Source organism: Chitinophaga solisilvae (assembly GCF_009928525.1).
Lineage (GTDB): Bacteria > Bacteroidota > Bacteroidia > Chitinophagales > Chitinophagaceae > Chitinophaga > Chitinophaga solisilvae.
Genome location: NZ_JAABOK010000014.1, coordinates 104,014 through 129,764, shown reverse-complemented (window position 1 = coordinate 129,764; position 25,751 = coordinate 104,014). Strand labels below are relative to the sequence as shown.

24 protein-coding genes and 2 tRNA genes are annotated in these 25,751 nt (G+C 48.5%); 17 read left to right on the top strand and 9 right to left on the bottom strand.

Annotation, left to right across the window (positions count from 1 at the left end; genetic code table 11):
- Positions 1-4: 4 nt before the first annotated feature.
- Together GWG06_RS24790 and GWG06_RS24785 are read right to left on the bottom strand one after the other, a co-directional pair.
- Positions 5-1,231 carry an RNA polymerase sigma factor gene (locus tag GWG06_RS24790; protein WP_160716777.1) on the bottom strand — a complete coding sequence of 409 codons (1,227 nt, stop codon included), beginning with the start codon at positions 1,229-1,231 and terminating at the stop codon, positions 5-7.
- A 45-nt stretch (positions 1,232-1,276) separates the two neighbouring features.
- Positions 1,277-2,053 (bottom strand): hypothetical protein, encoded by a 777-nt coding sequence (locus GWG06_RS24785; RefSeq protein WP_160716775.1) that lies wholly within the window; start codon positions 2,051-2,053, stop codon positions 1,277-1,279.
- A gap of 449 nt (positions 2,054-2,502) precedes the next feature.
- Here GWG06_RS24785 and GWG06_RS24780 point away from each other — a divergent pair, with 449 nt between their 5' ends.
- The 4 genes from GWG06_RS24780 (at position 2,503) to GWG06_RS24765 (ending at position 8,004) form a co-directional block, all read left to right on the top strand.
- On the top strand, positions 2,503-3,723 hold the full coding sequence (locus GWG06_RS24780; protein WP_160716773.1) for a sterol desaturase family protein: 1,221 nt from the start codon (positions 2,503-2,505) through the stop codon (positions 3,721-3,723).
- Positions 3,724-3,808: 85 nt separating this feature from the next.
- Positions 3,809-5,509, top strand: coding sequence for a GMC oxidoreductase (locus GWG06_RS24775; RefSeq protein WP_160716771.1), 1,701 nt, complete (start codon positions 3,809-3,811; stop codon positions 5,507-5,509).
- A gap of 300 nt (positions 5,510-5,809) precedes the next feature.
- Positions 5,810-6,994 carry a cytochrome P450 gene (locus GWG06_RS24770; protein WP_160716769.1) on the top strand — a complete coding sequence of 395 codons (1,185 nt, stop codon included), beginning with the start codon at positions 5,810-5,812 and terminating at the stop codon, positions 6,992-6,994.
- Between the two features lie 26 nt (positions 6,995-7,020).
- On the top strand, positions 7,021-8,004 hold the full coding sequence (locus GWG06_RS24765) for a terpene synthase family protein (protein WP_127044437.1): 984 nt from the start codon (positions 7,021-7,023) through the stop codon (positions 8,002-8,004).
- Positions 8,005-8,033: 29 nt separating this feature from the next.
- On the opposite strand, the gene GWG06_RS24760 is transcribed toward GWG06_RS24765, so the two are convergent.
- Positions 8,034-9,851, bottom strand: coding sequence for a hybrid sensor histidine kinase/response regulator (locus tag GWG06_RS24760; RefSeq protein ID WP_127044438.1), 1,818 nt, complete (start codon positions 9,849-9,851; stop codon positions 8,034-8,036).
- A 411-nt stretch (positions 9,852-10,262) separates the two neighbouring features.
- Between GWG06_RS24760 and GWG06_RS24755 the strand changes: the two genes are divergently transcribed.
- Positions 10,263-10,775, top strand: a complete 513-nt coding sequence (locus tag GWG06_RS24755; RefSeq protein ID WP_160716767.1) for a cupin domain-containing protein — start codon at positions 10,263-10,265, stop codon at positions 10,773-10,775.
- Between the two features lie 12 nt (positions 10,776-10,787).
- Here the strand turns inward: GWG06_RS24755 and GWG06_RS24750 are convergent, their stop codons facing one another.
- Complete coding sequence (locus GWG06_RS24750) at positions 10,788-11,576, bottom strand: PhzF family phenazine biosynthesis protein (RefSeq protein ID WP_160716765.1); 789 nt, start codon at positions 11,574-11,576, stop codon at positions 10,788-10,790.
- Between the two features lie 47 nt (positions 11,577-11,623).
- Positions 11,624-11,998 carry a hypothetical protein gene (locus GWG06_RS24745; RefSeq protein WP_160716763.1) on the bottom strand — a complete coding sequence of 125 codons (375 nt, stop codon included), beginning with the start codon at positions 11,996-11,998 and terminating at the stop codon, positions 11,624-11,626.
- A gap of 163 nt (positions 11,999-12,161) precedes the next feature.
- On the opposite strand from GWG06_RS24745, the gene GWG06_RS24740 reads away from it, so the two are divergent.
- Both GWG06_RS24740 and GWG06_RS24735 read left to right on the top strand, forming a co-directional pair.
- A complete protein-coding gene (locus GWG06_RS24740; RefSeq protein WP_160716761.1) occupies positions 12,162-13,241 on the top strand; it encodes an aromatic ring-hydroxylating oxygenase subunit alpha in 1,080 nt (359 codons plus the stop codon).
- A 9-nt stretch (positions 13,242-13,250) separates the two neighbouring features.
- Positions 13,251-14,684, top strand: a complete 1,434-nt coding sequence (locus GWG06_RS24735) for an APC family permease (RefSeq protein ID WP_160716759.1) — start codon at positions 13,251-13,253, stop codon at positions 14,682-14,684.
- 27 nt (positions 14,685-14,711) lie between these two features.
- Here GWG06_RS24735 and GWG06_RS24730 read toward each other — a convergent pair whose 3' ends face one another.
- On the bottom strand, positions 14,712-15,131 hold the full coding sequence (locus GWG06_RS24730) for a VOC family protein (protein ID WP_160716757.1): 420 nt from the start codon (positions 15,129-15,131) through the stop codon (positions 14,712-14,714).
- Positions 15,132-15,381: 250 nt separating this feature from the next.
- Positions 15,382-15,951 carry a DUF1579 domain-containing protein gene (locus GWG06_RS24725; RefSeq protein WP_160716755.1) on the bottom strand — a complete coding sequence of 190 codons (570 nt, stop codon included), beginning with the start codon at positions 15,949-15,951 and terminating at the stop codon, positions 15,382-15,384.
- Between the two features lie 159 nt (positions 15,952-16,110).
- Between GWG06_RS24725 and GWG06_RS24720 the strand changes: the two genes are divergently transcribed.
- From GWG06_RS24720 to GWG06_RS24710, 3 genes are all read left to right on the top strand, one after another.
- Positions 16,111-16,596: a hypothetical protein gene (locus GWG06_RS24720; protein ID WP_127043668.1), complete on the top strand. Its 486-nt coding sequence runs from the start codon at positions 16,111-16,113 to the stop codon at positions 16,594-16,596.
- A 114-nt stretch (positions 16,597-16,710) separates the two neighbouring features.
- Complete coding sequence (locus GWG06_RS24715; RefSeq protein ID WP_160716753.1) at positions 16,711-17,541, top strand: sugar phosphate isomerase/epimerase family protein; 831 nt, start codon at positions 16,711-16,713, stop codon at positions 17,539-17,541.
- A gap of 15 nt (positions 17,542-17,556) precedes the next feature.
- Positions 17,557-18,918: a Gfo/Idh/MocA family protein gene (locus GWG06_RS24710; RefSeq protein ID WP_160716751.1), complete on the top strand. Its 1,362-nt coding sequence runs from the start codon at positions 17,557-17,559 to the stop codon at positions 18,916-18,918.
- On the opposite strand, the gene GWG06_RS24705 is transcribed toward GWG06_RS24710, so the two are convergent.
- Positions 18,908-19,672, bottom strand: coding sequence for a ferritin family protein (locus GWG06_RS24705; RefSeq protein ID WP_202183110.1), 765 nt, complete (start codon positions 19,670-19,672; stop codon positions 18,908-18,910). The two genes, GWG06_RS24710 and GWG06_RS24705, sit on opposite strands and share 11 nt — an antisense overlap.
- A 223-nt stretch (positions 19,673-19,895) precedes the next feature.
- Here GWG06_RS24705 and GWG06_RS24700 point away from each other — a divergent pair, with 223 nt between their 5' ends.
- The 3 genes from GWG06_RS24700 (at position 19,896) to GWG06_RS24690 (ending at position 22,274) form a co-directional block, all read left to right on the top strand.
- Positions 19,896-21,077 (top strand): T9SS type A sorting domain-containing protein, encoded by a 1,182-nt coding sequence (locus tag GWG06_RS24700; protein ID WP_160716749.1) that lies wholly within the window; start codon positions 19,896-19,898, stop codon positions 21,075-21,077.
- 138 nt (positions 21,078-21,215) lie between these two features.
- Positions 21,216-21,866: a GDSL-type esterase/lipase family protein gene (locus tag GWG06_RS24695; protein WP_160716747.1), complete on the top strand. Its 651-nt coding sequence runs from the start codon at positions 21,216-21,218 to the stop codon at positions 21,864-21,866.
- Between the two features lie 39 nt (positions 21,867-21,905).
- The gene (locus GWG06_RS24690) at positions 21,906-22,274 is read left to right on the top strand and encodes a YccF domain-containing protein (RefSeq protein WP_127043673.1); all 369 of its coding nucleotides are present in this window, start codon (positions 21,906-21,908) and stop codon (positions 22,272-22,274) included.
- Between the two features lie 8 nt (positions 22,275-22,282).
- On the opposite strand, the gene GWG06_RS24685 is transcribed toward GWG06_RS24690, so the two are convergent.
- On the bottom strand, positions 22,283-22,645 hold the full coding sequence (locus GWG06_RS24685; RefSeq protein WP_127043674.1) for a glyoxalase superfamily protein: 363 nt from the start codon (positions 22,643-22,645) through the stop codon (positions 22,283-22,285).
- A 135-nt stretch (positions 22,646-22,780) separates the two neighbouring features.
- On the opposite strand from GWG06_RS24685, the gene GWG06_RS24680 reads away from it, so the two are divergent.
- From GWG06_RS24680 to GWG06_RS24665, 4 genes are all read left to right on the top strand, one after another.
- Positions 22,781-22,856 (top strand) — tRNA-Lys (locus GWG06_RS24680).
- Between the two features lie 63 nt (positions 22,857-22,919).
- The gene (locus GWG06_RS24675) at positions 22,920-23,429 is read left to right on the top strand and encodes an ATP/GTP-binding protein (protein WP_160716745.1); all 510 of its coding nucleotides are present in this window, start codon (positions 22,920-22,922) and stop codon (positions 23,427-23,429) included.
- 261 nt (positions 23,430-23,690) lie between these two features.
- Positions 23,691-25,190: a S41 family peptidase gene (locus GWG06_RS24670; protein WP_160716743.1), complete on the top strand. Its 1,500-nt coding sequence runs from the start codon at positions 23,691-23,693 to the stop codon at positions 25,188-25,190.
- Between the two features lie 105 nt (positions 25,191-25,295).
- Positions 25,296-25,368: transfer RNA gene (locus GWG06_RS24665), tRNA-Lys, on the top strand.
- Positions 25,369-25,751 lie beyond the last annotated feature (383 nt).

The following is a 25,751-nucleotide window of genomic DNA, read 5'->3' as shown; positions in this document are numbered from 1 at the left end:
GCATTTACCTGCATCGCAGCATCTTGGCGGCAATCAGTTTTTTATCTGCCGGCGCACTGCACAGCATCATCGCTTTTTCAAAATGTTGCAGCGCCTGGTGATTGTCCGTACCGGTATATAATTCTCCCAGCAAAGTATGATACAGATGATGCCCGTTTAGCTGCAGCTTCTCTGCTTCCGCGATGGCTTTTGCTTTCCCGTGTACGCGCGACAGTACGTAGGTGCGGTTGAGTGCAGCTATGGGTGAATATTCCAGCTGCAGCAGGTGGTTGTACAGCTGCAGTATCTGCTGCCATTTGTCCGGTGTATCTTGCCTGATGGTATGCCAGTAGGCAATACCAGCTTCCAGGTGGTATCTGGTGAGCTGATCTCCCTGGGAGGAATATTGCAGGTAGTGTTCTCCCTGGGCAATCAGCGTATCGTTCCACAGGCTGGTATCCTGGTCGGAATAGAGAATGGTATCGCCGCTGCTGCTGGTCCGGGCGTCAAAGCGGGAGGCCTGAAAACACATCAGCGCCAGCAAAGCGTTGACAGGCGGTTGGTTGGTAGCCGCATTTTCCGTGAGCAGCTGGGTGAGCCGCATGGCTTCAAAGCAAAGCTCGCGGCGCAGGGGAGTATTATGACTGGCAGAGTAATAGCCTTCGTTGAAGAGCAGGTATAAGGTACGTAACACTATTTCCAGACGCCTGCCCGTTTCATCCGGGCCGGGAAACTGAATGGCAATATTGGCTTCCCGCAGCTTGTCTTTACCCCTTAATAATCTTTTATTGATCGTTTCCTTACTGGTCAGAAAGGCATCTGCAATTTCCGTGATGCTGAATCCGCAGAGCAGTCGGAGGGCAAGTCCTATCTGAGCTTCCGCAGGTATGGCAGGGTGACATACGGTAAACATCATCTGCAGCTGACTGTCCCGGATGTTTTCCGGCGACAGGTCTATTTCCGGCATCTCTTCCGTTGTTTCATGGCCTGCGTTTGCGGCGGCATTGCGGGTTACGACCTGCTGATGTTTCAGCAGGTTTTTAGCTTTATTGCCGGCTACGGTATACAGCCATGCTACGGGATTATCCGGTAAGCCCTGCCGCTGCCATGTTTCGGTGGCGGAGAGAAAGGTGTCACTGACAATATCTTCCGCAGTTTCGAAATGATCGAAACCAAAACGTCTGAACAGGACAGCGGCAATTTTCCGGTATTCAGTTTTAAAGAGATGTGGTATGATCGGATGCGCTTCCATGACGTTGTAAGTTACAACGCAGCCTGCAAATATCCATGCCGGCTGTTATTCGCCTTCCGGTAATTCTGCCTTCTCATTAAAATCATACCGGCGGAGGGCCGGCGCCTTGTCCTGTTCTTCCTTCACTTCCAGGGTAGGTTCGCCGAACCAGTTAAACCAGGGCTCGTGGATGCCCATAATATTGTAGAGGGGCGTGAGTCCCTGTTGTGCAATGAATTTAATATTGCTGCCTTTTTCACTTACCGTGGTAAGACCCAGGTTGGCGTCGGTAATTTTTAATCCTGCGCCGGCGCCTATGTCAGCATTGGCTTTCAGCTCCAGGCGGCCGCTGCTGCTGGTGGAAATAATGATGGTGGCGGCATCTGCCTGTACCAGGTTGGTAATTACATGCCAGTCCTTCTTCCAGGTACCATTTTTATATTTATCGAGAATAGCATCTGTAATTGCTGCCAGATTTACGATCTGCAGTGTTTTAAAACCGCTGGCTTTAAATACAATGGCTTTATCGCTGCTGAATCCGATGTCGAAGCCTGCATCTACCTGTGAGAATACACTGCCGGCGGCCGGTACGCTGCCTTTCAGCTTCACATCAATGCTCACTTTACTGCCGGAGGTATAGTCCATGTCAGCAGCGCTGTGATCTCCGCGTACCTCGGCTTTGATACCTTCCTTCTCCAGGGAGGTATGCACGGAAAAACTACCGTCAGGTTGTAATTTGCCAACATCTCCGATACGCAGTTCTCTTCCCGGGTCCCAGGTAGCGCGGTAGCCGGTTTCTTTGTGAATGTACTTGAGATAGTACTGTTGGGGGCTGAGGCTCATAACAATAATTTTGAGGTTAAGAGGGGGGTATACTGTCACAAACAAAATAAGGGTAAATAAATGAATCGGTGAAATTATTTACACCCGGTTTTTATCCCCGTCAGTCTCCCGCTTTCAGGCGTTTTGCCGGCAATGCCACGGCAAAGAATGCCTGCAGATGACCGGATTTACGAAAAATACCGGCGTGATACGGTTTTAAAATGCTTATATGCTGAAAGTTAAATATATACATATATTTTATTGTTTGGCTTGTCAGCTGCTGCAACTACACCGGGTATAGGGGGAAAGGCGTATTCAGGTGTCATTGTATGGAGCGCGTACAACAACAACTCCCCGGATTTTAGCAATTCATCGGTTTTATTCTACAGATCATTGGAAATTAGATGGACAGGAGAAGAGCGCTTTGCAATTTTGTAGTATGAATTGCTTCGTTCATTAAACAACTGTATATGAAATTTGAGAAAGTGCATAACAAGGGCCAGGCTACACTGTTCAGGAGCAAGTACCTGGAGGCGCTGACTAAAACCCATCCTGCTGTTATCTTTGGAATGTATCTGCCGGTAATCGGATATATGCTGTATTATAGTTATGCCGGCCTGCATTACTCGCTGCTGCGGATCATCCTGACTTATCTGGCCGCGCTGTTCAGCTGGACATTGTTCGAGTATGCCGCACACCGCTATATATTCCATTGGGTGAGCGGGCATCCTGTGGCAAAACGGATGGTATACACGCTGCATGGGAATCATCATGAGTACCCGCGCGACCGGCAGCGGCTCTTCATGCCCCCGGTGCCGAGCGTAATTATTGCTTCCTTCCTGTTTGCCGTCTTCTACCTGCTGTCCGGAAAAAATGCGTTGATGTTTTTCCCCGGATTTATTTCCGGTTACCTGATATACGGGAGCATGCACTACGCCATTCATGCCTGGGCGCCACCTTTCAGATGGCTGAAACCCCTGTGGCGTAATCATCACCTGCATCATTATAAAAATGATGACCTGGGCTTCGGCGTCAGCTCCACTTTGTGGGACCGTGTGTTTCGTACCATGTTCAGCGTTGCCGTGCTGTTGCTGCTGGCACAGTCGCCGGCATCCGCACACCAGCTGAGCGATGGCAGCTACAAGCTGGTGAAACAGGAGAAAAACATTGCCCTGTACGAGCGCTGGATTGCCGCTTCCGGCATGGAAAGCGTACGGGAGGTGAAGGCCGTGTTCACCGTAAAATCTGATGTACGGTCTGTGACGCAGCTCCTGAGAAGTCAGGAGCAGGGAACTAACTGGAACGCACATGTGAAAATGTACCGGGTACTCCTGTCATCCGACAGCAACCAGTGGACTACCTATCTCAAATACAAGATACCATGGCCTTTCGGCGACCAGGACTGCTGCCTGCTGTACCGTTTCAATCCGCATACCGCCGGAGAACGCCACGGGGAGATAACCTTTGAAAGCACCAGCAGCAGCCTGTTTCCGGTTACTGCCGATGTAAGCCGCATCACCGGTACCCGTGGCAGGTGGCTGATGGAAGATACAGGTGGCAGCATGAAAATAACCTACACCATTACCACCAACCGGAGCAAAGTACCCCGCTGGGTGTCCGATCCGATCGTGAGAAATAACCTCTTTTCCACGATGGACGATTTCCGCAGCATCCTTGAAAAGCAGCGCTGAGACAAACTATCCTCCGGTCATCCTATTTTTTGAACTATCTGTAATTATTTTGCTACTTTAACCGGGAAGTGAATTTTTCCGGCGTATGATCAATCTGAATATAAAAGCAACGGCCACCCATACTTTTGATGCTATTGTAGTAGGGTCGGGTATTACCGGGGGATGGGCCGCAAAGGAACTGTGTGAGAAGGGACTGAAAGTATTGGTGCTGGAACGGGGCAGGCACCTGGAGCACGTGAAAGACTATACGAACGCCACCAAAGATCCATGGGAAGTGACGCACCGCGGCGTACTCACCAACACGCAGAAAGAAGACCGGCCGCACCTGGTGCGCGACCGCCCGTATGATGAATTCAATGAGGCTTACTGGATGAAGGATAAAGACGGCCCGTATCTGGAAGAGAAGCGCTTTGACTGGATGCGCGGTGATATTCTGGGTGGGCGCTCCCTGATGTGGGGCCGCGGATCACTGCGCCTCAGCGATCTCGACTTCGAAGCCAACGCCAGGGAAGGCATCGGTATTGACTGGCCTATCCGCTACAAGGATCTTGCACCATGGTATGACCATGTAGAAGCCTTCGCCGGTATCAGCGGGCAGGCAGAAGGCCTGCCGCACCTGCCGGACGGAAAATTTCAGCCGCCCATGGAAATGAACTGCTTCGAAAAAGCGGTGAAAGGGCGCATCGAATCTGCTTTTCCCGATCGTAAAATGACCATCTTCCGCACCGCCAATCTTACACAACCGATAGGAGACAGGGGCAAATGTCAGTACCGGAACCGCTGTAGCCGTGGATGTCCGTTCGGCGCATATTTCAGCTCTCTGTCGTCCACATTGCCTGCCGCTGCCGCTACAGGCAACCTCACGGTGGTAACAGATGCCGTTGTCAGCTCCGTCATCTATGATGAGCAGAAAGGCAAAGCCACCGGCGTGCGCGTGATCGACAAGCATACGAAAGAAACCAGCGAATTTTATGCACGCGTTATTTTCCTGAATGCCTCCGCGATGGCCAGCACCTTTCTGCTGCTCAACTCTACCTCCGCCCGCTTCCCTAACGGATTGGGCAACGACAGCGGCGTACTGGGCAAATACCTGATGGATCATCATTTCCATGTAGGTGCTATGGGAACTTCAGAAGAATTTCCTGATAAATATTATTATGGCCAACGCCCGGCCGGCTTTTATATTCCACGCTTCCGCAATGTGCACGGAGAGAAACGGAATTACCTGCGCGGCTTCGGATACACCGGTTACAGCAGCCGTACCAACTGGGCAAGAGGCATTGCAGAACTGGGCATAGGTGCAGCTTTCAAAGATTACATCGCAGAACCCGGCCCCTGGCAGATGGGACTGATGGGCTTCGGAGAATGCCTGCCTTATGAAAATAATCAGGTGACCCTGGATCATACCACCAAAGACCCCTGGGGCCAGCCCGTACTTAAATTCAACTGCGAGTTTAAGGATAATGAAACCCGCATGCGGGAAGATATGGCCGCAGATGCAGCAGCCATGCTGGAAGCAGCCGGATTGAAAAATGTAAAACCATTCAACCGGGATTCCTATCCCGGTATGGCCATTCATGAAATGGGCACCGCGCGTATGGGAAAAGATCCGGGTACCTCTATCCTGAATGAATGGAACCAGGTACACACCGTGAAAAATGTTTTTGTTACCGACGGCGCCTGCATGACATCTTCCGCCTGCCAGAACCCGTCGCTGACCTACATGGCGCTCACCGCCCGCGCCGCCAACCACGCCGTATCACTCCTCAAACGCCAGGACTTATAATTTGGTTATTTGGTTATTTGAGATTTGGTTATTTAAAATACAGCGGAGATCTGAGCGTAAAATACTTGCTTAGATCTCCGCTGCATTTTAAATAACCAAATCTCAAATAACCAAATAATCAAATAACAAATTCTTTTCGCTTAACTCCTTATTAACACCCCTCGTAGCGATATCAACTATACATTGTATCTGCAATTTTGTTTTCTTTAACATCAAGTTATCTGCCAATAGTTGAAAAACCAGAATAACCGTACTACCGTCAACCTTTTATTGATTTGTTCGCACTAAAACCCATAGCATATGGTTTCTCACAATTCTATTCCCTGGTTTGCTGACATGAGAGCAAACAATCCTGTCTTTTACGATCCTGAATTTGTTTTCTATTATGGGGTAAAGGGGGCCTGGCAAGTGTTTCGTCATAAGGAAGCAAAGCGGGTATTGAGTGATTACCAGTACTTCTCCAATTTATTCATTCCTGATCTGGGAAAGAATATTATGGGAAGAAATGTTAACCAGAGCGATCCGCCGGATCATAAGAAACTGCGATCGCTTGTAGCAAAAGTTTTTGTTCCTGCTGTTATTTCAAAGCATAAGGACTGGATTAAACAGCAGTGTGAAGAAATCCTGGAACCCTGGCTGGAAAAGGGTGAGATGGATTTTATTCACGATTTCGCCATCGCACTTCCCAACCGCGTGATTGCGCAGATACTGGGTATCCCGGCGCAGGACCATGCACAGGTGCATGAATGGGTAACTACCATTGTTACCAATGTGAAAACGATGGAAGAAATGGAAGCCTCTTTTGCTGCGCAGCAAAGCATTGCGGGCTACCTGGAGAAAATGATGGAGCTGCGTAGAAATGATCCGCAGGATGACCTGGTCACCCACCTGCTGCAATCAGAAGTCAACGGAGAAAGACTTGGCAAGGAAGATCTGCTGGGAACCGTTGTAGGCATGTTCCTCGCCGGATTTGAAACCACGGCCTCGCTGCTCGGAAATGTGATGTACACTTTCTGTCAGCATCCGGAAGTACTGCAGCACCTGCTGGATCATCCGGAAGATTATGATAAGATCATCAATGAAGTACTGCGGGTATTGCCATCTGCCAAATCCATGACCAGGGTGGCTAAAGAAGACCTGGAACTGGGCGGGCAGCAGATTAAAAAAGGAGACTACATTAATATATGGCTCATCTCTGGCAATTATGATCCGGAAGTTTTCCCTGATCCGGAAACCTTTGATTTCAATCGTCCCAATCTTGCAGACACACTGAGTTTCGGGCATGGTATCCATTATTGCTTTGGCGTACCGCTCACCAAACTGGAAACGCAGATAGCGCTCGATGTTGTGTTCTCCCGGATCCGGGATGTACAGATCAAAAAGGGCGCAACGCTGGAAATGACGCCCAGCACAATTATCACCGGATTTCAATCGCTTCCTGTCACTTTCTCAAAGATCAAAGAATTAAGCGATGTAATGCAGTAAACTGTTCCTTTAATCTTCCGATTGTCATGTCTATGAATGCATATGAAACTTTCGCAAAGGTTGTCATTCCAAGGCTCTATTGCCCGTTCCCAACCAGAATCAGCCCTTATACAGACAAAGTAGCAGCGAACACCTATAAATTCCTGCACGACTACCAATTGTTGGAAACAAAAGAAGCCGAAGAACATTTTGCCACTTACAAAATGGCCTGGATGACCTGCCGCACCATGCCGGATGCAGATTTCGACCTCCTGTGCTGCATCGATAATTTTTACAGCTGGCTATTCGTACTGGATGAGCAACTGGATCATGTCACACCCGCAACGGCTTATATCCGGGAAGAAAACTATATCAGACAGCTCATTGAAGGATTTGTTGAAGCGCTCAGAAATAATGCGATACCAAAGGATAACAAGTTCTTTCATGCGCTCAGCGATATAGGCGCCCGTCTGCAGAAGATGACCCGGGCCAGCTGGCAGTCCCAGTTCCAGATCAGCGTGCAGGCTACCTTTGAAGCCGCTATCTGGGAAGCCTACAATAACAAGCATCCTGAGCATCATCCCGCAGTAGTGCAATACATGCATATGCGGCAGTTCTTTTCCGCAGCCAATATAGGTACGGATATCAATGAACTGGCTACAGGTGTTGAACTCCCCATGTACGTGCTCCAGCACCCGGATATCATGTATATCACGGAACTGGCCAGGAGGGTAGTATGCTGGGCTAACGACCTCTTTTCGCTCAATAAGGAACTGCAGCACGGGGATGAACATAACCTGGTGATGATGTTAAAACACCAGCATCAGTATTCCCTTAATGAAGCCATTCAGAAGGCCGCTTCCATCCATGATGCAGAAATGCGGGAATTTGTTACCCGGCGCAGCCGCCTGGCGGATTTCGGAGAGGATCTCAACAGAAAAATTAAAAAATACATCGATGGTCTTGAAACCATGATTGCAGGGTTTTTCTACTGGAGTATTATAGATACGCCAAGATACAATCCGTATTAATGCAGAAAAGAACCTGCTGCCGGCAGCTGTCAGTTCCTGACAATCACGCCCGTCAGCAGGTTTTTCACCATAATATCTATGAGTATAGGAAAATCGATCGGTTTTACCATATACGAACAGGCCCCATCCAGCATAATCTCTTCCATATTCGTTTCATCCGTATCCGCAGAAGCTACAATCACCGGAATATCTTTCAGGGTAGGAGAGGCTTTCAGCTCCTGTAAAACATCCTGACCGGATTTGCCCGGCAGGCTCATATCCAGGATAATAATATCGGGCCGGTCCTGGGCCTTTATCAGCGCCTCATGGCCATTTTCCGCATGCATGATGGAGAACCCGCGTTTGCTCAGTAAGAGCGACAGGTAACGCTTGGTCATATCATCATCATCTACCAGCAGCACTTTCTTGCCTTCAAAGGAAATCAGGGTATTATCTTTCAGCTGCACAGACGTGCTCTGGATCTGTCCTTTGTATTCTACTAACGGTAAGGATACTACGAATTCCGTGCCTTCGCCCTCCTGACTGTAAACTTCAATGGTGCCGCAGAGGATCTTTACCAGCTGATGGGTTATATTCAGCCCCAGGCCGCTGCCTTCCGCAAAATTGATGGTGGTGCGGGTAAACTCCTTGAAGATGGTGGAAATCTTATCTGCCGGAATGCCTTCCCCCTGGTCCCTGACGGCAATACACCACTGACTGCCGTTGTTCCGGTAAATACGTGTATGGATGACCGTATTGGCGCGCGTAAACTTAATGGCGTTCACGAGGATATTGTTGACAATCTTGGTCAGCTTGATGCTGTCTTCCAGGATGGCCATCGGGAAATCCTGTTCTATCTCCAGCTGTATCTTCACCCTTCTTTCATTGGCGAAGTACTGGTAAATATTGACAATATTATTGATCCAGCTATAGGTGAGAATAGATTCCTTCTTTACCTCATCGAAGTTGCCGGTATCCAGCTTGCATTTATCCTGCGTATTATTAATAAGGCTCTGCAGATTTCTGCAGGCAATGAACAGGTCTTCGTCTATCTTTTTCTCAATACTGTTTTTAGTTTTGGCCAGCAGCTTGAGCTGTGCGATGCTGTAAATGGCATTGAGCGGGGTTCTCAGCTCGTGGGTCAGCTCCCTGACAAAAATATTCTTCGCTATAACGGCGTTCTGCAGGTTGGCCGTGCGCTCTTTTACCTGATCCTCCAACCGGCTGTTGCTGATATGCAATTCCTTATTGAGCCTGACCAGCTGGTCATTTCTCATTTTGATAGTCCGGAAGAGTTTAGCGTTATAATATACAATAGATACCAACGAAATAGATGTTAGTATAACCACGGTAAATGCTGTACAGTAATGAATGAGCTGCGTCATGGATTCTGTGAAATCCAGGGCAGGCACCACCGGGTAAATCCGGTTCACCTCCAGTAACACCAGGGATAAGGCTGACAGGATCATGCACATGATCTGGGCCCGCCCTACTTTAATAAATGAAAGACAGGATATCAGCAGGAAAAGCGTAAGCCATAACGGATCAACCGCTTTTGCCAGAATGAATCCGTAATATACCGTTGAACAATTAATCATCGTTTGCAGGGTTACTCCTGCAGCCGTATGCTTTTTCTTTTTGTTCAGCAGTAGTATCAGCGAAAATAGGGCGGCATGCACAAGTGCAGAAACAAGTAATATCAGCATCCACGACATGACGTAATACACGATCCCAAATCCTAAACTGAGCGAAATCAGTAAAAGCGCGGTAATGTTTACCTTCTGGATTCTGTAGTTGTCTTCTTTAGGATAGAAATTACTGGTACCCGAATGAATGAGCGATGTGAAAAACACAATTGTTTCTTTCATTTAGATTGTAAGTTTTCGGTGTGATTGAGGTGTTATCCGAGAGGCTTTATATGGTTACTTTGGTTGTTGATTGGGTGTCCGTTTAGCTGCCCAATCGTTGTTTCTCCCTAATTTAATAATTATTAGGATGCCGATTGAAAATTATTTCCAGTATAGGTGGGATTAACAAAATTTAGTAGTTATCAAATTGTATTTAACATAAATATATTTCTTTCTGTAGAAGTTGTAATTAAATATCCCGGTTAATTTTTAAGATTAAATTGAATTTCATAATTGATTGATTGTTATATATTTATAAATGATTGTCTGAATGGTATTATTTATTGATATTTTTTCGGAAAACCTCAACATATGTAAATGTTTGGGTATGGCAGCAGGCTGATCTTTGTCTTCACAAACAAAAAAGACCAGATGAACGCAACACATAAAGATTACTTTAACGACCTGCTGGAAAACAAAGCAGTGATATTACAACCCGGAGAAGGGGAGAAAACAGGGCTGGGAGGATTTTCCTGCACGTTTAAAGTGACCAGCGAATTATCGGGCAACCGGTTAGGTATATACGAAATTACGCTGCCGCCGCACACCATTGGCGCCAACCTGCACTACCACCGGTATATGGATGAAGCCTTTATCATCAATAAAGGTGTGCTCACCATACAGCTGGCTGATAAAATGGTGGAGGTAGCCGCCGGAGGAGTAGCCTATGCGCCCCGCTTTACCCCCCACGGATTTCGTAACAACTCCGTGGAGCCGGTAACCCTGACCCTGATCTTCAATCCCTCCGAAAACCGCGAAGGCTTCTTCTATGGCCTGATTGAAACCCTGAGCGAACAACCGGTGGACCCGCAGAAATACCTAAAGCTCTATCATAAATATGACAGCTTCCCGGTAGACACAGACAATATGCTGCCGGTAAAATAAGAACGGAAGAATTTACCCGATCCGGATAGAACCGGTTGCGTAAGTGCGGGCATAGCCGGCAATGGTAACAACAGTATCATGATCGCCGCAGTACAGCGTACCTACGCGGTCCGACAGCTGCATGGCTGTCAGCTGCCGTTTGCCCAGCCGCCCGCTCCAGTAGGGAATCAGGGAACAATGCGCGGAGCCGGTGACAGGATCTTCAAAGATGGAAGCCTGCGGTGTGAAATAGCGGGATACGAAATCACAATGCACCCCCGGAGCCGTAATCACCACCCCGCCGGGGTCCAGGTTGATCTGGTCCATCACCTGCCGGTCAGGCTTCATTTCCCGTATATCCGTTTCCGTTGCATAGACGAGTATATAGTCCCTGGACTTCCACACTTCCAGCGGTTGCTTACCGAGAGAACGGCTGATGGCCTCCGGCAGTACGGCGGGCACGGGTTTACGGGAAGGAAAGCGAAGGGTATACAGGTCGCCGTCTGCTTCCACTTCCAGCGGACCGCTGGCGGAGTTGAACAACAGGCGGCGGGAAGAATGCTGCAGCAGGGAGATAATCACATGTGCCGTTGCCAGCGTGGCGTGGCCGCATAGGTCCATCTCAATTTCAGGCGTAAACCACCTCAGCGCGAAATCATCGCCCTGCGGAAGGAAGAACGCTGTTTCAGCTACCGCATTCTCGCGGGCTATCTTCAGCAGCATTTCATCCGGCAGCCATTGCTGCAGTGGTATGACACAGGCCGGGTTACCGCCGAATAAAGTATCTGTAAAGGCATCAATCTGATAAAACGGGAGTTGCATGGTGTTCTTATAAAGTATAAATGTACAATACTTCTGACCACTCTTTTTTAACGTCCGGCTATCATTCTGGCAGGTATCATACCGGCAGTAACCAGGAAGGTCAGTACCTTTGCCAGTGCTGTCCAGCGGGTTAAATCCAGTGAAGGCCAAATGATAAATAAGGTTATGAAAATGCCTGATAATGAGATGATTGGGATTATCCATATAAAGGACCCCTTGAAGGTGTGAAGCTGGTTCAACCTACGTATAACGGTACCGGTTAACCGGTAACTGACCGTCAGCAGCAGCCAAACAAACGGTATCATAGCCAATGCGCTTACGGTAGTATTCAGGTCATAAAACCACGTGATCAGCATCATCAGTACTCCATACATGCCGGCAAGGTAAGCCAGGGATAAAATCAACAGTTGTGTCGCCCTCATCTATGCGAAAAAAATTAATCCACAAATAAACATTCACGTTGATTACAGGTGGTCAGCCCTGTAATGGCAATAGTATAAAGGTATGATTTTATTGTACAGCACGCCCCCCGCCGGTATAGATTTCCAGGGAAATTATGCTTAACTTCCTGAACAAACATTGTCTATGTCCTTGTTTCATGTAGACCCTGATATAGCGGCCGCCAAAACCCTGCACAGTTTTTTTTATACTGACCCCGGCATCTATGATCTGTGCCGCAGCAAAATCTTTTTCCCTTCCTGGCAGCTGGCCGGCGATGCGGGTAACCTGCAGGAGAACGGTCAGTGTCATCCTTTTACCCTGCTGGAAGGATATATGGATGAACCCTTGCTGCTTACCCGCGATGCGGCAGGTGAACTGCATTGTCTGAGTAACGTATGTACGCACCGGGGAGCTATCCTGGTGCAGGAGCGATGTAAGGCCGCGCAGCTGCGTTGTCCGTACCACGGGCGTATATTTAAACAGGACGGCAGCTTTCACAGCATGCCGGAGTTTAAAGAGGTCAGGAACTTTCCGGCTGCGTCAGATAGCCTGCCTGCTTTTCCGCTCCTGCAGCTGGGGCCGCTGCTTTTCACCTCGCTGGACCGTGCAGCCGGCTGGAAGCCGTACCTGCAGGATATGACCGATAGAATCAGCTGGCTGCCCCTGCATGAATTTACGTATAGCCGGGAACGTTCCCGCACCTACCAGGTGGAAGCGCACTGGGCACTCTACTGCGAAAATTACCTGGAAGGCTTTCATATACCTTTTGTACATGCCGGACTGAATACGGTGATTGACTTCGGCCATTATACCACCGAGCTATTCCCGTTATCCAGTCTGCAGCTGGGCATTGCGAAGGATGAAGAAGACTGTTTCAGTCTGCCGCCGTCTTCTCCTGATTACGGCAAGAAGGTAGCCGCATATTACTTTTTTATCTTCCCCAATATGATGTTCAATTTTTACCCCTGGGGCCTGAGCATCAACATCGTGAAACCCAAAGGGCCGGATCGCTGCGAGGTGGAATTCCTGACCTATATCTGGAAGGCGGATAAGCTGGATACCGGCGCCGGCGCTGCGCTGGACGAAGTGGAACTGGAAGATGAGGCCATTGTGAAATCCGTGCAGCGGGGCATCCGTTCCCGGTTCTACGAGCAGGGACGGTATTCCGTTACGCGGGAACAGGGGACGCATCATTTCCACCGGATTATTTCTTCCATGTTATAATTTATTACTATGCCGGCAGATGACCAGGGAACTTCTGTTATTTCCTATCGCGGCGCCACAGCGATTGTAGCAGGATGTATTATTGGATCAGGGATTTTTATGAAACCTGCTACTATGGCAGCACAGGTAGGATCTCCCGTATGGCTGGCGGTCGTCTGGCTCATTGCCGGATTGTTTTCTCTCTGCGGCGCACTGATCTATGCAGAACTGGGCGCTATGTTTCCTAAAACAGGCGGATTGTATGTCTACTTCCGGGAGATGTACGGCGATTTCCCCGCGTTCCTGTACGGCTGGTCGGGTTTCGCAGTGATCAACTCCGCCTCTGTGGCAGCTATTGCTTTTGTATGCGCGGATTACAGCAACTATTTCCTGCACATCCCTGATCTGCCGCTGGAACTGGCGGGCGCATGGGAGCTGCCGTTGCCGTTCCTGGGGAAGTTGTATCCGCTGCAGCATGCAGGGGTAAAGCTGATTGCTGTTGTGCTGGTGCTGGGGCTCACCTGGCTGAATTATCTGAGCGTTAAAGCCGGGAGCGCCCTGCAGGTGATATCTACCGTTATCAAGATAGCCGCGCTGGGTATGCTGGTGGCGGGCATCCTCTTGTCCGGCAAGGGATCGGCGGTCAATTTTATACAACCCGGCGCAATGGAAAAACATGGCCTGGCGCTGGTCAGCGGTATCATCAGTGCGCTGACAGGCGCTTTCATGGCTTACGACGGCTGGATCAACGTTACTTTTATGGCAGGTGAGCTGCAATCGCCCAGGAAGGATATTCCGCGGAGCCTGACTACCGGGTTGCTGCTCAGTATGGTGGTATACCTGCTGGTAACGGCAGCGTACCTGTATGTGTTGCCGGTAGATACGATGGCGAAATCGCCACTGGTAGCTGAGCAGGCGATGTATGCAGCATTGGGAAATGTGAGCAGTACCATACTCGCCGCCATGGTAGTGATCTGTACGTTTGGTGCGGTGAATGGCAATACGATGGCTATTGCGCGGGTGACCTATGCCATGGGCAATGACCGGCTCTTTTTTCCGTGGACGGGTAAGGACCATCCGCGCTACCGTACGCCAGGCAATGCTTTATGGCTGCATGGGGGATGGGCGGTTATACTGGTGATCAGTGGTTCATTTGATATGCTGGCCGATATGTTCACTTTTGTTGCCTGGGTGTTTTACCTGCTGGGTGCGATCGGCTTTTTTATATTACGGCGCCGGATGCCGGATTATCCGCGGCCCTATAAAACATGGGGGTATCCTTTGCTGCCGCTGTTATTTATTGTGTTCTCCCTTTTTTATGTCATCAGTACGGTATGGAATGATGTGAGCGCATTCAGGAGCGGGCGCACGCCTGTGATCAACTCTTTGCTGGGGCTGGCTATAACTGCACTGGGACTGCCCCTGTATTTTTATTTCAGCAGAAAGAATAAAAAAGCGGGATGAATAATACCCCGCTTTTTTAAAAGGAGCTTAACCTTTAAGATCATAATTAACCATCCAGGCAATACCGAATTTATCTGTCACCATTCCGAAGTAGGCGCCCCAGAAGGCTTTGTCCAATGGCATGGTTATCTTACCGCCGGCGGCCAGGCCTTTGAAAATACGATCTGCATCAGCCTCGCTGTCAGGGGAGATGGCAATGGAGAAGTTGTTACCTGCGTTTACAGGTCCCATATGTGCAGGTGAATCACTGCCCATGAGGATAGTGCTGCCAATCGGAAGGGCCACGTGCATCACCAGGTTGTCTTCCCCTGCGCTGTCTTTATACTCTGCCGGAATTTCAGCGAACCGGGAGATGGTCAGGAATTCACCGCCGAATACGGATTTGTAAAAGTTGAAAGCTTCTTCGCAATTACCTGCGAAAGTGAGGTACGGATTTACTGCTGCCATAGTATATTGATTTAATTGTTAGACTGCTGTTATTTGTCAGGCAAACCTAATTTGAAATATCCACATGGAACGGGGGGGATTAAGACAATTAAACGGGGAAATACGACAATTTGTTTTAAGTAATGAAGGAATAGCTGACGAGCCGTAAGGTGTGCGTGGTATGAGCAGCGAAATAATAAAATAAGGAAATAATAAAATATTGACGGCGTGGCAGTTTAACTGCAACGCCGTCCTGGTATGTGGAAGGGAATTATTTGCGGGTGAATTTTATCTCCATATCTTTTACTTCTTTCCCGTTGACCATCCGGTACATTTCCATGGTATGGTGGTTATCATCCTGCCAGCGTATGACTTCACGTACTTTCATTTCCTGGTGGGTAGCGGGATCCACCATTTTGCCGTGGAGTATCAGCGCTTTAGCGGCGGGGTCCCATTTACCTTCCATCACGGAGAGGCCGGTGCCCATATTATCGATCCAGGTGCTGATGTATAATTTACGGGCATTATCGAAAGCGGTGGTACCGATGCCTTCGAATGGCATACCCATCATATCGCCGCTGAAGCGGCTCTCCTGGTAGCGGTCACCCAGGATCATTTTTGTGGTACAGTTTCCGGCTGCGTGCTGCGCGGGGCTGCCCGGCGAAGGCCAGAAGCTGAGATCGGTGGACCAGTTGCCGGCGCCTTTGCCCAGCAGCTGATGTTCAGGGCCGGGAGTGGCATATTCCATACAGGCTTTCTGCATGGCGGCGGAGTCCTGCTGTGCAGATGCAGAGGCTACGAACAGACATAACGCTACGGATAACAGGGTTAATGTTTTCATAATGTGCAGCAGTTTATTAGGTGAATAATGATTGGGGTGATATGCGACTGCAAAGTTACTCATTTATTATATCGGCGCCGTGTTGCATGTTATACCTTTCATTAAGCAGGCTGGCGCATTTGCCGTATAGATTGTATCTTAGGCGATCAATACCGGATCATGAGAACAGCTTCTATCAGTGAGTTGAAGAAAGAACTGCAGGCCATACCACCTTCGGAGGTGGCGGCGCTGTGCCTGCGCCTGGCCAGATTTAAAAAGGATAACAAGGAGCTGCTGACGTATCTCTTATTTGATGCGCATGATGAGCATGGGTATGTTGAATCCGTGAAAGCGGAGGTGGATGAAGGGTTTGACGGCATCCGGAATGACAGTCCGTATAATGCCAAGAAGCGGTTGCGTAAAATATTACGTGTTATGGCCAAGCATATCCGGTTTATGGGTTCCCGGCAGGCAGAGGCAGAGCTGCTGTTACATTATTGTACACGTTTTGAAGAAACAGGTTTGTTATCTCACTATAATACTGTCATCAATAATATTTTTCTGATGCAGATGAAGAAGCTCTCGAAACTGATTGATGCATTGCATGAAGACCTGCAGTTTGACTACCGCCGGCAGTTTGAGCGGCTGGTAGCGGCTGTCCGTTAAAAAGCTTTGATATTTCAGGGATAAGTAGTATTTTTTCCGTTGACCACATGATACCCGGTGGTCGTTCCACTTATGAAAGGCAGTATAGTATTGATTCTAGGGCTGTTTTTGGGGATGTTTTTGCAATCGAATGCACAGGCCAGGCTGCCGGTGCTTGGGATAGCCGCTTCCATTGAAAATGATAGTCTGGCACATGCTGCCGGATTTGTATACCTCGAAGAAACGGTAAAGAGATTATTATCGCCGGCCGTCAGCGACACGCAGTTTGCGCGGAATGTAGCCATGCTGAAGCGTGCCCGTTGCCGGGTACAGACCTGCAATGTATTTATTCCCGGTTATATTAAGCTGACAGGACCTGCAGCCGACGAGCAGCGGGTATTGGGTTATGTGGATACCGTGCTGCATCGGGCGAAGCTGGCAGGCATACAGCTGATAGTACTGGGCAGCGGAGAAGCCAGAAAGCTGCCGGAAGGCGTTACCGAAGCGGCGGCGAGGCCGCGATTTATTGCACTGGCGCGTAAGATGGCCGCGGTTGCTCAAAAATATAATTGTGTGATTGCCATCGAAAACCTGAACAGCAGCGAAACGAATTTTATCACTACGCTGGCCGCCGCCAATGAGGTGGTGACGGCAGTAGGGCATCCGCATTTCAGGCTTACGGCCGACATCTACCATATGCTGAAAGAAGGAGAATCTGCCGCCAGTATAGAACAGGCCGGGAAGAACCTGGTGCATTGCCACATAGCAGAGCGGGAGAAGCGGACCGCGCCAGGCGTTGCCGGCGATGACTTCCGTCCCTATCTGCAGGCATTGCATAAGATCGGATACACCGGCAGTATCATGATGGAATGCCGCTGGATGAATGCCGCTGCCGAATACAGGCCCGCCGTGGCTTATCTGGAGGCGCAACTGAAGGATGCCTATCACATCTCCCGGAAAAAATAATTAAAAACTATACAAATGACTACAACCAGAAAAACGAGACGGGAATTTCTGCAGCAATCGCTGATGGCCGGCGCCGGATTAACTATCAGCGCCATGGGGATGCCTGCCAGCAGTTATGCCCGTATCATGGGCGCCAACGACAGGATTAATGTGGGCCTCGTTGGTTTCTCCGACCGTGCACGCCAGGCATTGCTGCCTTCCTTCTTCAGTCACAACCGGGAACTGAATTTTGACCTGATTGCGGTGTCTGATATCTGGAACCGCCGCCGCGAAGAGGGAAAAGCATTCCTGCAGGAGAAAACAGGTCATAACGTACAGGCCTGTACGAATAATGATGAACTGTACCGGATCAAGGACCTGGATGCAGTGTTCATTGCCTCTGCCGATTTCCAGCATGCCTATCATACCATTGAAGCGGTAAAGAACAAGTGCGACGTATACAGCGAAAAGCCTTTTGCAGAAACCATGGCAGAAGCGCGGCAGGCGCTGAAAGCCGTGAAGGAGTCCGGCAAGATCATGCAGGTAGGTACCCAGCGCCGCAGTGGCGGCAGTTATCATGCCGCTGCCAACTTTATCAAAGATGGGAAATTCGGGGATATCACCATGGTGGAGATGACCTGGAATGTGAACCAGCCCGGCCGCTGGAGAAGGCCTGACCTGGTTAAAAGCATCCGTGAATCGGATACCGACTGGAAGCGGTTCCTGGCCGGCCGGCCCAATGACAGCTGGGATCCGCGCAAATACCTGGAGTATCGTCTTTTCTGGCCTTATTCCTCCGGTATTTTCGGGCAGTGGATGACGCATCAGATTGATACCGTGCATTGGTTCAGTGGATTGAAGCATCCGCGCAGCGCAGTGGCCAACGGCGGCATCTATATGTGGCATGATGGCCGTAAAAATCCGGATACGCTCACAGCAGTATTTGACTACGGCCCTGCAGACGCACCTGATAAAGGATTCCAGGTGATGTACAGCAGCCGCTTTCATAACTCTGCCGGGGGTACGAAGGAAATATATTATTCCAATGGCGGTACCATAGATATGTCTACCGGAAAAATCAGCAATACCGGCGGACTGACAGAAAGAGAAGCCAGTGAAATGGGCATGCATGCCAACCTGCTGCCTGCTGTATCTCTGAACCAGGAGAAAGTAGAAACGAGCGCCAATACCGGTGGCGATATACTCACGAATGCGCACGTACGAAACTGGATGACGTGTGTGCGTGAGCGTAAGCAGCCGAATGCGCCGATAGAAGCGGCCTATTCGCATTCCATAGCGCTGATTATGGGGAATGCAGCTTACAGAACGGGCATGAAGGCTACGTTTGACGAAGCCACGCAGGAAGTGATGGTAGGCGGAAAAGTATTTACATTGTAGCCGTACCGGCAGCATGCGCGGGTCTGTACGTTTGAACAGATCCGTGCTGCCGCAGTGGCCCGAAACATTTCCGGTATTTGTATCCCATTCTATTCAGGAACCCGGAAAAGGTATGTCCGCCTGCTTTAAACACCGGGCGGTGCGCCATCCATACCAGGCAGGAAGTAGCATAGAAAAATATGCCGTAAGCCGGTATACGGGCGCGTTTCAGCCAGCTGCGCCTATCCTGAAAAATAATTGCCAGCCGTTCCTGCTGAAAGGTAATGTGACTGGCTTCATCGATGAGAATATCCGTACAGATCTGTTGCAGCAGTTTACAGGGTGTGGCGTCTTTTAATGACTGGTAAAACAGCTGTGCCGTACTTTCCACCACGATCACTGCCACCGTCCATATTTCCATACTGGTATTGAAGTACCTGATTTTACGGAACAGGGTATCGCCCCAGTTCTGCTGAATCCTTTCTGCGCCGATAGCGTCAAGATACCGCCCCAGGCTGGCTCCGTGCTTTTGTTCTTCCTTAATAAACAGGCTTACTGCTTCCACATATTGCGGGTCCTGGATTTTCGCCGCATATTTTTTAGCGGCAGAGAGCAGGTGTGACCCCTCAGAGGTTTCTCCCAGCTGCCATGCCTGCAGGGAGGGGAGTAGTTCCCTGATAGCGGCGGCGGTGACTGCCGGTGACAGTTGCCAGTTGATGCGGTGGCGGGTGGCATTTTCCTTGAAATGCGCTACCCATTCGGCGCTGCTGTGCATGATGATGGCATTTTTCAGATGAGATAATTGTATTTGAAAGTGCTTTGTATTGCAAAGTAAAAGTAAAATTTTCTGCTACACAAAATTTTTCTGTACCGGAATATTTCAGGCAGATGATTATGTTATTTGCTTAAATAATGTTAATTTCAGTAATTATGTCAATCGATTGCAAAAAATATAAACCAAATACTGAACCCTTAACCCGGAACTAAAAATTCACTTTATGAAACCTTTATTCCGTGCGTCTTTCAAAGGAAGGCGCCTGTCCCTTTATTGCCTGACCACCGCCATTTTTGGTGTCCTGATGCTGGCATTTTCGTATAGCCATGCTCAGGTGACATTATCCGCCAATGGTCCCGGCAACACTTATGAACTCATCGAGAGCGTGCTGGGAAACGGCACGGCAGATGAAGTGCCGGACTGCGCACACCCTGCCTTCGGCAGGCATATTACGGAGGTGTTTGACAATGATCTCAATAAAAATGTGTTCGTCTTCCATATTCACAACACCCCCGACAATGATCGCTGCGGCGGCAACACCGACCGTCAGCGTAATGAAATAAAGACTTTTGGCCCTTCGCCGGCCAATGTAAAAGCCACTTACGGAGAAACAGTCACCTATCGCTGGAAATTCAAAATAGACGCAGGCTTTATTCCTACCAGCGGTTTTTGCCATCTGCATCAGATCAAAGCCGGAGACGGAGATGACGGCTCGCCGCTGATGACGCTGACGCCACGCGCCGGCAATCCGCAGAAACTCCAGGTAATATATACGCCCGGCACAGGCCAGACAGGAGGAGGGGAGAAAGCCAGCGCACCGTTATCTTCCTTCAAGGGAACATGGGTGGAAGTAGTAGAGAAAATCACCTACACCACCAGCGGCTCCTACCAGGTAACCATCAAAAAGGTAAGCGACGGCGCCACGCTGCTGACCTATACCAACAACAACATCAACATGTGGCGTGATGGCACTACTTTCTGCCGCCCGAAATGGGGAATATACCGTAAACTCGTCAGCGGTATGCGTGATGAGCAGGTACGATTTGCTGATTTCTGTATCGCTGAAGGCAGCGCCACCTGTGGCAGTACGCTGGACGAAACCGCCGCCGCACCGGCGCCGGCAACCGCAGACAAAACCGAAGCGGACCTTCCGGTAGTGGTAAACATCTTCCCCAATCCGGTACAGGAAGTAACCAACATCGATTTACAGGTAAAAGAAGCCGGCGCCACCCTGGTAGAGATTTTCGACATACGGCAGCAACGCGTAGCCATGGTCATGAATGCCAGCCTGAGCCCCGGCAGCCACCGCACCTCCCTGGATACCCATAACCTGGCCGCCGGTACCTACGTGATTAAGATTACACATAACGGGAAGAGCTATACGAAGAAGCTAAGTAAACAATAGAATTACGAATTACGAATTACGAATTGCGAATGAGGAACGAAGACATAATCGAAGAAGTAAATTCTTTATCCGCTAATGTCTTCGCTTCTCATTCGCAATTCGTAATTCGCAATTCGTAATTTTTACTATTTTGCTGTCATGATAAGGATACTTTTTATTTTTCTGGCCTTCACCAATGTATTATGCGCGCAGGGGCGCAGGTATGAAGAAGATGTTCAGACCATAAAGAAATATGATGAGATGTATGCGCCGGCAGCGCACCCTGTTTTGTTTACGGGCAGTTCCTCTATACGGAAGTGGGATGACCTGGAACGGACGTTCGGGGCGTACAACGCCATGAACAGAGGAATTGGCGGAGCAATTGTAAATGACATCTCCAACTTCACGGAAGAGTTGATTTTTTCCTATCATCCACGGCAGGTAATTATTTATGTGGGAGAGAATGATCTGCCGCTGGAAGGTACTACAGCAGACAGTGTGCTGCAGCGGGTAAAACGTTTATATACAGCTATCCGGAGCCGGTTGCCGCAAACGCCCATCGCCTATATTTCTATCAAGCCCAGCCCATCGCGGGTGCAGTATATTGAAACTGCTGCCAAAGCGAATGACCTGATACGTGAATTTCTATCGAAAGAAGCCAATACGCGTTTCATCAACATATATCCACTGATGCTGGACAGCACCGGTAAACCCAGACAGGAACTGTTTGTGAGCGACATGCTGCATATGAATGCCAGGGGGTATGCTATCTGGCGCAAAGCGATATTACCTTATCTTGTGAAGCCATAAAATTTTCTTTCCGATATTTATTTTTTGTAATATTAAGCCATGAATCTTATCGGAAATATTATCTGGCTCATCTTTGGAGGTTTTGTTGTATTTGTGGAATACATGATTTCAGGCATCCTGTTTTGTTTAACCATCATCGGTATTCCTTTCGGACTGCAATGTTTTAAAATAGGTTTGCTGACACTCTTTCCCTTCGGCCGTCAGGTGCGGGAAGTACCTGGTCCGACCGGTTGTATTGCCACTGTCTTCAACATCATATGGATATTCACCGGAGGCATCTGGGTGGCCTTGAGCCATCTGGTATTTGGCCTGTTGCTGGCACTGACCATTATAGGCATACCTTTTGCCCGCCAGCATTTCAAGCTGATGAGTCTTACGTTTGCGCCATTTGGGAAAGAGGTTATCTGAGGGAGGAATTAAACAGTCTCTTCAAAAATAATACTGTTGAGGAAGGGGTCGATGACAGTCATCATCAGGATATCGGGATTCCATTCCGCCCGTTCCAGTCCGGGTTTCATGTACTTATAATCTTTCTCCGTCAGTTCCTTGTGAAATGCCTTCAGGTTTTTAAAATCAGCAATAATGATTTTAGCGCCGGGGGAAGCATCGCCGTGGTGTTCTGACAGATCTATCACCGCATCGCCCTTGGAGATTTTCATGTAGATGGGAAAGCCGTCCGGCCTGTGTTCCCAGACAATTTCAAATCCGAGCCAGTCAACATAAAACTGTATTGCTTTGGCATAATCAAACATGCGAAGGATTGGAATAACACGTGACATAAGCAATAATTGTTCTTAAATATAAAATTTATTTTTCGCAGGGAAGCAGGGGCGGGAGATTTTTTTCAGAAAAAAATTTGGAGGAGAAAAATTAATTTCTATCTTTGCGCTCCCGAAAAGTTAATATATACAAGGGATTCCGTAGCTCAGTTGGTAGAGCAATACACTTTTAATGTATGGGTCCTGGGTTCGAGTCCCAGCGGGATCACCAGAGAAACAGGTTCGCTAATGCGAACCTGTTTTATTTTGTCATATTCCACCATCCAACAGAAATATGAAAATTGCAATAGCCGGTGCTCACAAGGTCGGTAAAACCACACTGGCAGAAGAACTGCTGCAGCATCTTCCCGGATATACCTTTGAAACGGAGCCATATTATCAACTGGAAACATCAGGGTATGAATTTTCAGAAATACCTGTTGCGGAAGATTTTATAGAGCAGTTTAATTATTCAGCAGCACTGCTTTCCAGGAGCGAAGACAATGTGATATTTGACAGGTGTGTTATTGATATCCTAGCCTATCTGCATGTTATTGATCCCGGGAGAAATATTCAGCGGCTGTTTGAAACAGCTCAAACAGTGATGGCAGGAATCGACCTCCTGGTATTTGTTCCTGTAGAAGAACCGGATCTGATACCTGGTCATCAGACGGATCTGCCGAAGCTCAGACGCCAGGTGAATGATTTGCTCTATGACTGGATAGGGGATTTTGGTATAGAAACGATTGAAGTCAGCGGTACACTATCGGACCGCAGCGGTCAGGTACTCGCTGAAATTTCATGATAGATCATTGTGATAAGATTCGCCTTAGTGGAGGGTTTGATGCATGCAGGAGTTGCGGTCCCCCGGAAGTTTTTTTTAAGCCAGGCCAGCCATCCTTTGCGTTGCCACCTGATGTTCATAATTGCAGGTAAAGTATTATTTTGTAACCTGTTCGTTTTCTACTGATATATAGCCGGCAATCACCGCATACCGGCAGCCATTGCCTGTACGCTGTAATTAGCATTTCGTCCTCACAACGATTATGAAAATAAAGCATAGCGTATGCGTAAGTTCCTTTTTATTACATGCCTTACATGGGCCCTTTTCTGCGGCCATAAAGGTTACGCCCAGTCTGAAAGCACTATTGCCGCAACAGGTTCCGGCAGACAATTATTACCGGTAGCGGGAATGCAGCAGGACCTTCTGATTTTACGGGATGCTTTTAAAGCAATTCATCCGGCCTATGGGTTGTATACTTCCGGAGATAGGTTACAGCAGCGCTGTGATACTACGATGGAGGCCCTTCGCCGGCCTCTGACAGAAGATGAATTTATTAATACGCTTTATCCTTTCGTCAGTGCACTGAAATGCGGACATACGCAGATAAAACACGCCGTAAACTATCAGCCATCCCTGGCGTACAGGATGCCGCAACTACCATTTCAGGTATTAGTGCAGCAGGGCAGGGCATGGGTGACTACCTGCCGGTTAACAGCCATTCAGACAGGCGACGAATTATTAAGTATTAACAGTGTACCGGTTACGGATATTATTAAGCATGGAGGAGATCTCTATGCCGCCGATGGTAATAACCAGACTTTCAAGGAGCTTTTTCTAAGCGAATATGATGGCTTTGAAGATGCCTGCAATAAATATTATCATTGGAAACCGCCTTACCGCATCACTTTCAGAAACCGGCAGGGGGCCATCAAAACTACAGTTGCTGACACCACCGGAAAATCATTGCAGTCAGCTGCAACCGAAGTTGATCATTACAAAGGCTGGAGCAGTGCTGCCAACACGGATTATCTGCCGTTGCGTTTTCTCCGGCATCCGTCTGTAGCCTGTTTAGAAGTACATAGTTACCAGTATCAGGACACGCTGATTTTTGATAAGGCATTTAAAGACATACAGGAGAAAGGAGCGGAGTACCTGATCATTGACCTGAGACATAATACCGGCGGCGATATCAGGATAGCTGCAAAGCTACTGACCTATCTGGCAGATGATCCGTTTCAGATGGTAGGAGATCTGTGGGCCAGGGTACCGGATCCCGGCCAAACCAGGTTTTCCGCTTACTTTGATTCCTCCGGAATGGAGAGTCTGTTTCAAAGTTTCCGGTCAACAGGCATAAAAAAGGATAACCATTACGAGATGGCGTTTCAGCCGGCGTTTGGGGACCTGCTCAATAAGACAGGTCTTGATAAAAGGTATCATTATAACGGGCAGCTGATTGTATTGATTGATGGCGCCACCTTTTCTTCAGGCGCTCACACTGCTGCCGTTATTAAGCAAAACTGCCGGAAAGCAATTTTTATCGGACGTGAAACAGCCGGCGGATCAGAAGGCTGCAGCGGCGGGTCTATTCAGCAGTTAACGTTACCCAATACCGGTGTAGTCATAGACTTTCCAATGTTGCGTGTAGTATCCGTAATCAGGCATCCCACGTATGGACGGGGCATTATGCCGGACTATCCGGTGTTGCTGACACCCATGGATGTGGTAACAAAAAGGGACCCCGATCTGGAGAAGGCTTTGAGTATTATCAATTCCCGGAAATGATGATATGACAGCCCGTTACGAAAGTATTTTCGTATAGGCGTTAATTTTTTTTGTAAAAGTGTTTGATTATTGATGGATTTTTATACCTTCGCGCTCCGTTTGAATGATTCCGTAGCTCAGTTGGTAGAGCAATACACTTTTAATGTATGGGTCCTGGGTTCGAGTCCCAGCGGGATCACAAATAGACTTTAAAACCTGCGCCTGGCGCGGGTTTTTCTTTTTAGTCGAGTTCCTGTTAAATAACCTCAATTTCTTTCCTGTACCTTATACAGGCTTTTACTAAGATATGAATCTAATTAATCTTGATCTATTAAACCCCGTATTAAGACTATTTCTCCCGGTTTCGATTAAGGCAAGGAGCTTTACACATGGAGCCAACCTGACCTTGGTAAACGTCCGGATTCCTCTTGGGCTTTTTATTCAGGATGCCGAAAATCAGTTAAATTAGAGCAAAGAATAGATACCAATAGACTATTATCCGATTAATAAATTTGAAAAGAAGCATGTATTGTTGCTTGTACGGGATATGCCGGAGTTTATTAAATTGAAATTACAGTTTAA

Excerpts from the sequence above, each read along its gene's own strand:
- GWG06_RS24790 (WP_160716777.1), bottom strand. The coding sequence starts at position 1,231 with ATGGAAGCGCATCCGATCATACCACATCTCTTTAAAACTGAATACCGG.
- GWG06_RS24785 (WP_160716775.1), bottom strand. The coding sequence starts at position 2,053 with ATGAGCCTCAGCCCCCAACAGTACTATCTCAAGTACATTCACAAAGAA.
- GWG06_RS24780 (WP_160716773.1), top strand. The coding sequence starts at position 2,503 with ATGAAATTTGAGAAAGTGCATAACAAGGGCCAGGCTACACTGTTCAGG.
- GWG06_RS24775 (WP_160716771.1), top strand. The coding sequence starts at position 3,809 with ATGATCAATCTGAATATAAAAGCAACGGCCACCCATACTTTTGATGCT.
- GWG06_RS24770 (WP_160716769.1), top strand. The coding sequence starts at position 5,810 with ATGGTTTCTCACAATTCTATTCCCTGGTTTGCTGACATGAGAGCAAAC.
- GWG06_RS24765 (WP_127044437.1), top strand. The coding sequence starts at position 7,021 with ATGTCTATGAATGCATATGAAACTTTCGCAAAGGTTGTCATTCCAAGG.
- GWG06_RS24760 (WP_127044438.1), bottom strand. The coding sequence starts at position 9,851 with ATGAAAGAAACAATTGTGTTTTTCACATCGCTCATTCATTCGGGTACC.
- GWG06_RS24755 (WP_160716767.1), top strand. The coding sequence starts at position 10,263 with ATGAACGCAACACATAAAGATTACTTTAACGACCTGCTGGAAAACAAA.
- GWG06_RS24750 (WP_160716765.1), bottom strand. The coding sequence starts at position 11,576 with ATGCAACTCCCGTTTTATCAGATTGATGCCTTTACAGATACTTTATTC.
- GWG06_RS24745 (WP_160716763.1), bottom strand. The coding sequence starts at position 11,998 with ATGAGGGCGACACAACTGTTGATTTTATCCCTGGCTTACCTTGCCGGC.
- GWG06_RS24740 (WP_160716761.1), top strand. The coding sequence starts at position 12,162 with ATGTCCTTGTTTCATGTAGACCCTGATATAGCGGCCGCCAAAACCCTG.
- GWG06_RS24735 (WP_160716759.1), top strand. The coding sequence starts at position 13,251 with ATGCCGGCAGATGACCAGGGAACTTCTGTTATTTCCTATCGCGGCGCC.
- GWG06_RS24730 (WP_160716757.1), bottom strand. The coding sequence starts at position 15,131 with ATGGCAGCAGTAAATCCGTACCTCACTTTCGCAGGTAATTGCGAAGAA.
- GWG06_RS24725 (WP_160716755.1), bottom strand. The coding sequence starts at position 15,951 with ATGAAAACATTAACCCTGTTATCCGTAGCGTTATGTCTGTTCGTAGCC.
- GWG06_RS24720 (WP_127043668.1), top strand. The coding sequence starts at position 16,111 with ATGAGAACAGCTTCTATCAGTGAGTTGAAGAAAGAACTGCAGGCCATA.
- GWG06_RS24715 (WP_160716753.1), top strand. The coding sequence starts at position 16,711 with ATGTTTTTGCAATCGAATGCACAGGCCAGGCTGCCGGTGCTTGGGATA.
- GWG06_RS24710 (WP_160716751.1), top strand. The coding sequence starts at position 17,557 with ATGACTACAACCAGAAAAACGAGACGGGAATTTCTGCAGCAATCGCTG.
- GWG06_RS24705 (WP_202183110.1), bottom strand. The coding sequence starts at position 19,672 with ATGCACAGCAGCGCCGAATGGGTAGCGCATTTCAAGGAAAATGCCACC.
- GWG06_RS24700 (WP_160716749.1), top strand. The coding sequence starts at position 19,896 with ATGAAACCTTTATTCCGTGCGTCTTTCAAAGGAAGGCGCCTGTCCCTT.
- GWG06_RS24695 (WP_160716747.1), top strand. The coding sequence starts at position 21,216 with ATGATAAGGATACTTTTTATTTTTCTGGCCTTCACCAATGTATTATGC.
- GWG06_RS24690 (WP_127043673.1), top strand. The coding sequence starts at position 21,906 with ATGAATCTTATCGGAAATATTATCTGGCTCATCTTTGGAGGTTTTGTT.
- GWG06_RS24685 (WP_127043674.1), bottom strand. The coding sequence starts at position 22,645 with ATGTCACGTGTTATTCCAATCCTTCGCATGTTTGATTATGCCAAAGCA.
- GWG06_RS24675 (WP_160716745.1), top strand. The coding sequence starts at position 22,920 with ATGAAAATTGCAATAGCCGGTGCTCACAAGGTCGGTAAAACCACACTG.
- GWG06_RS24670 (WP_160716743.1), top strand. The coding sequence starts at position 23,691 with ATGCGTAAGTTCCTTTTTATTACATGCCTTACATGGGCCCTTTTCTGC.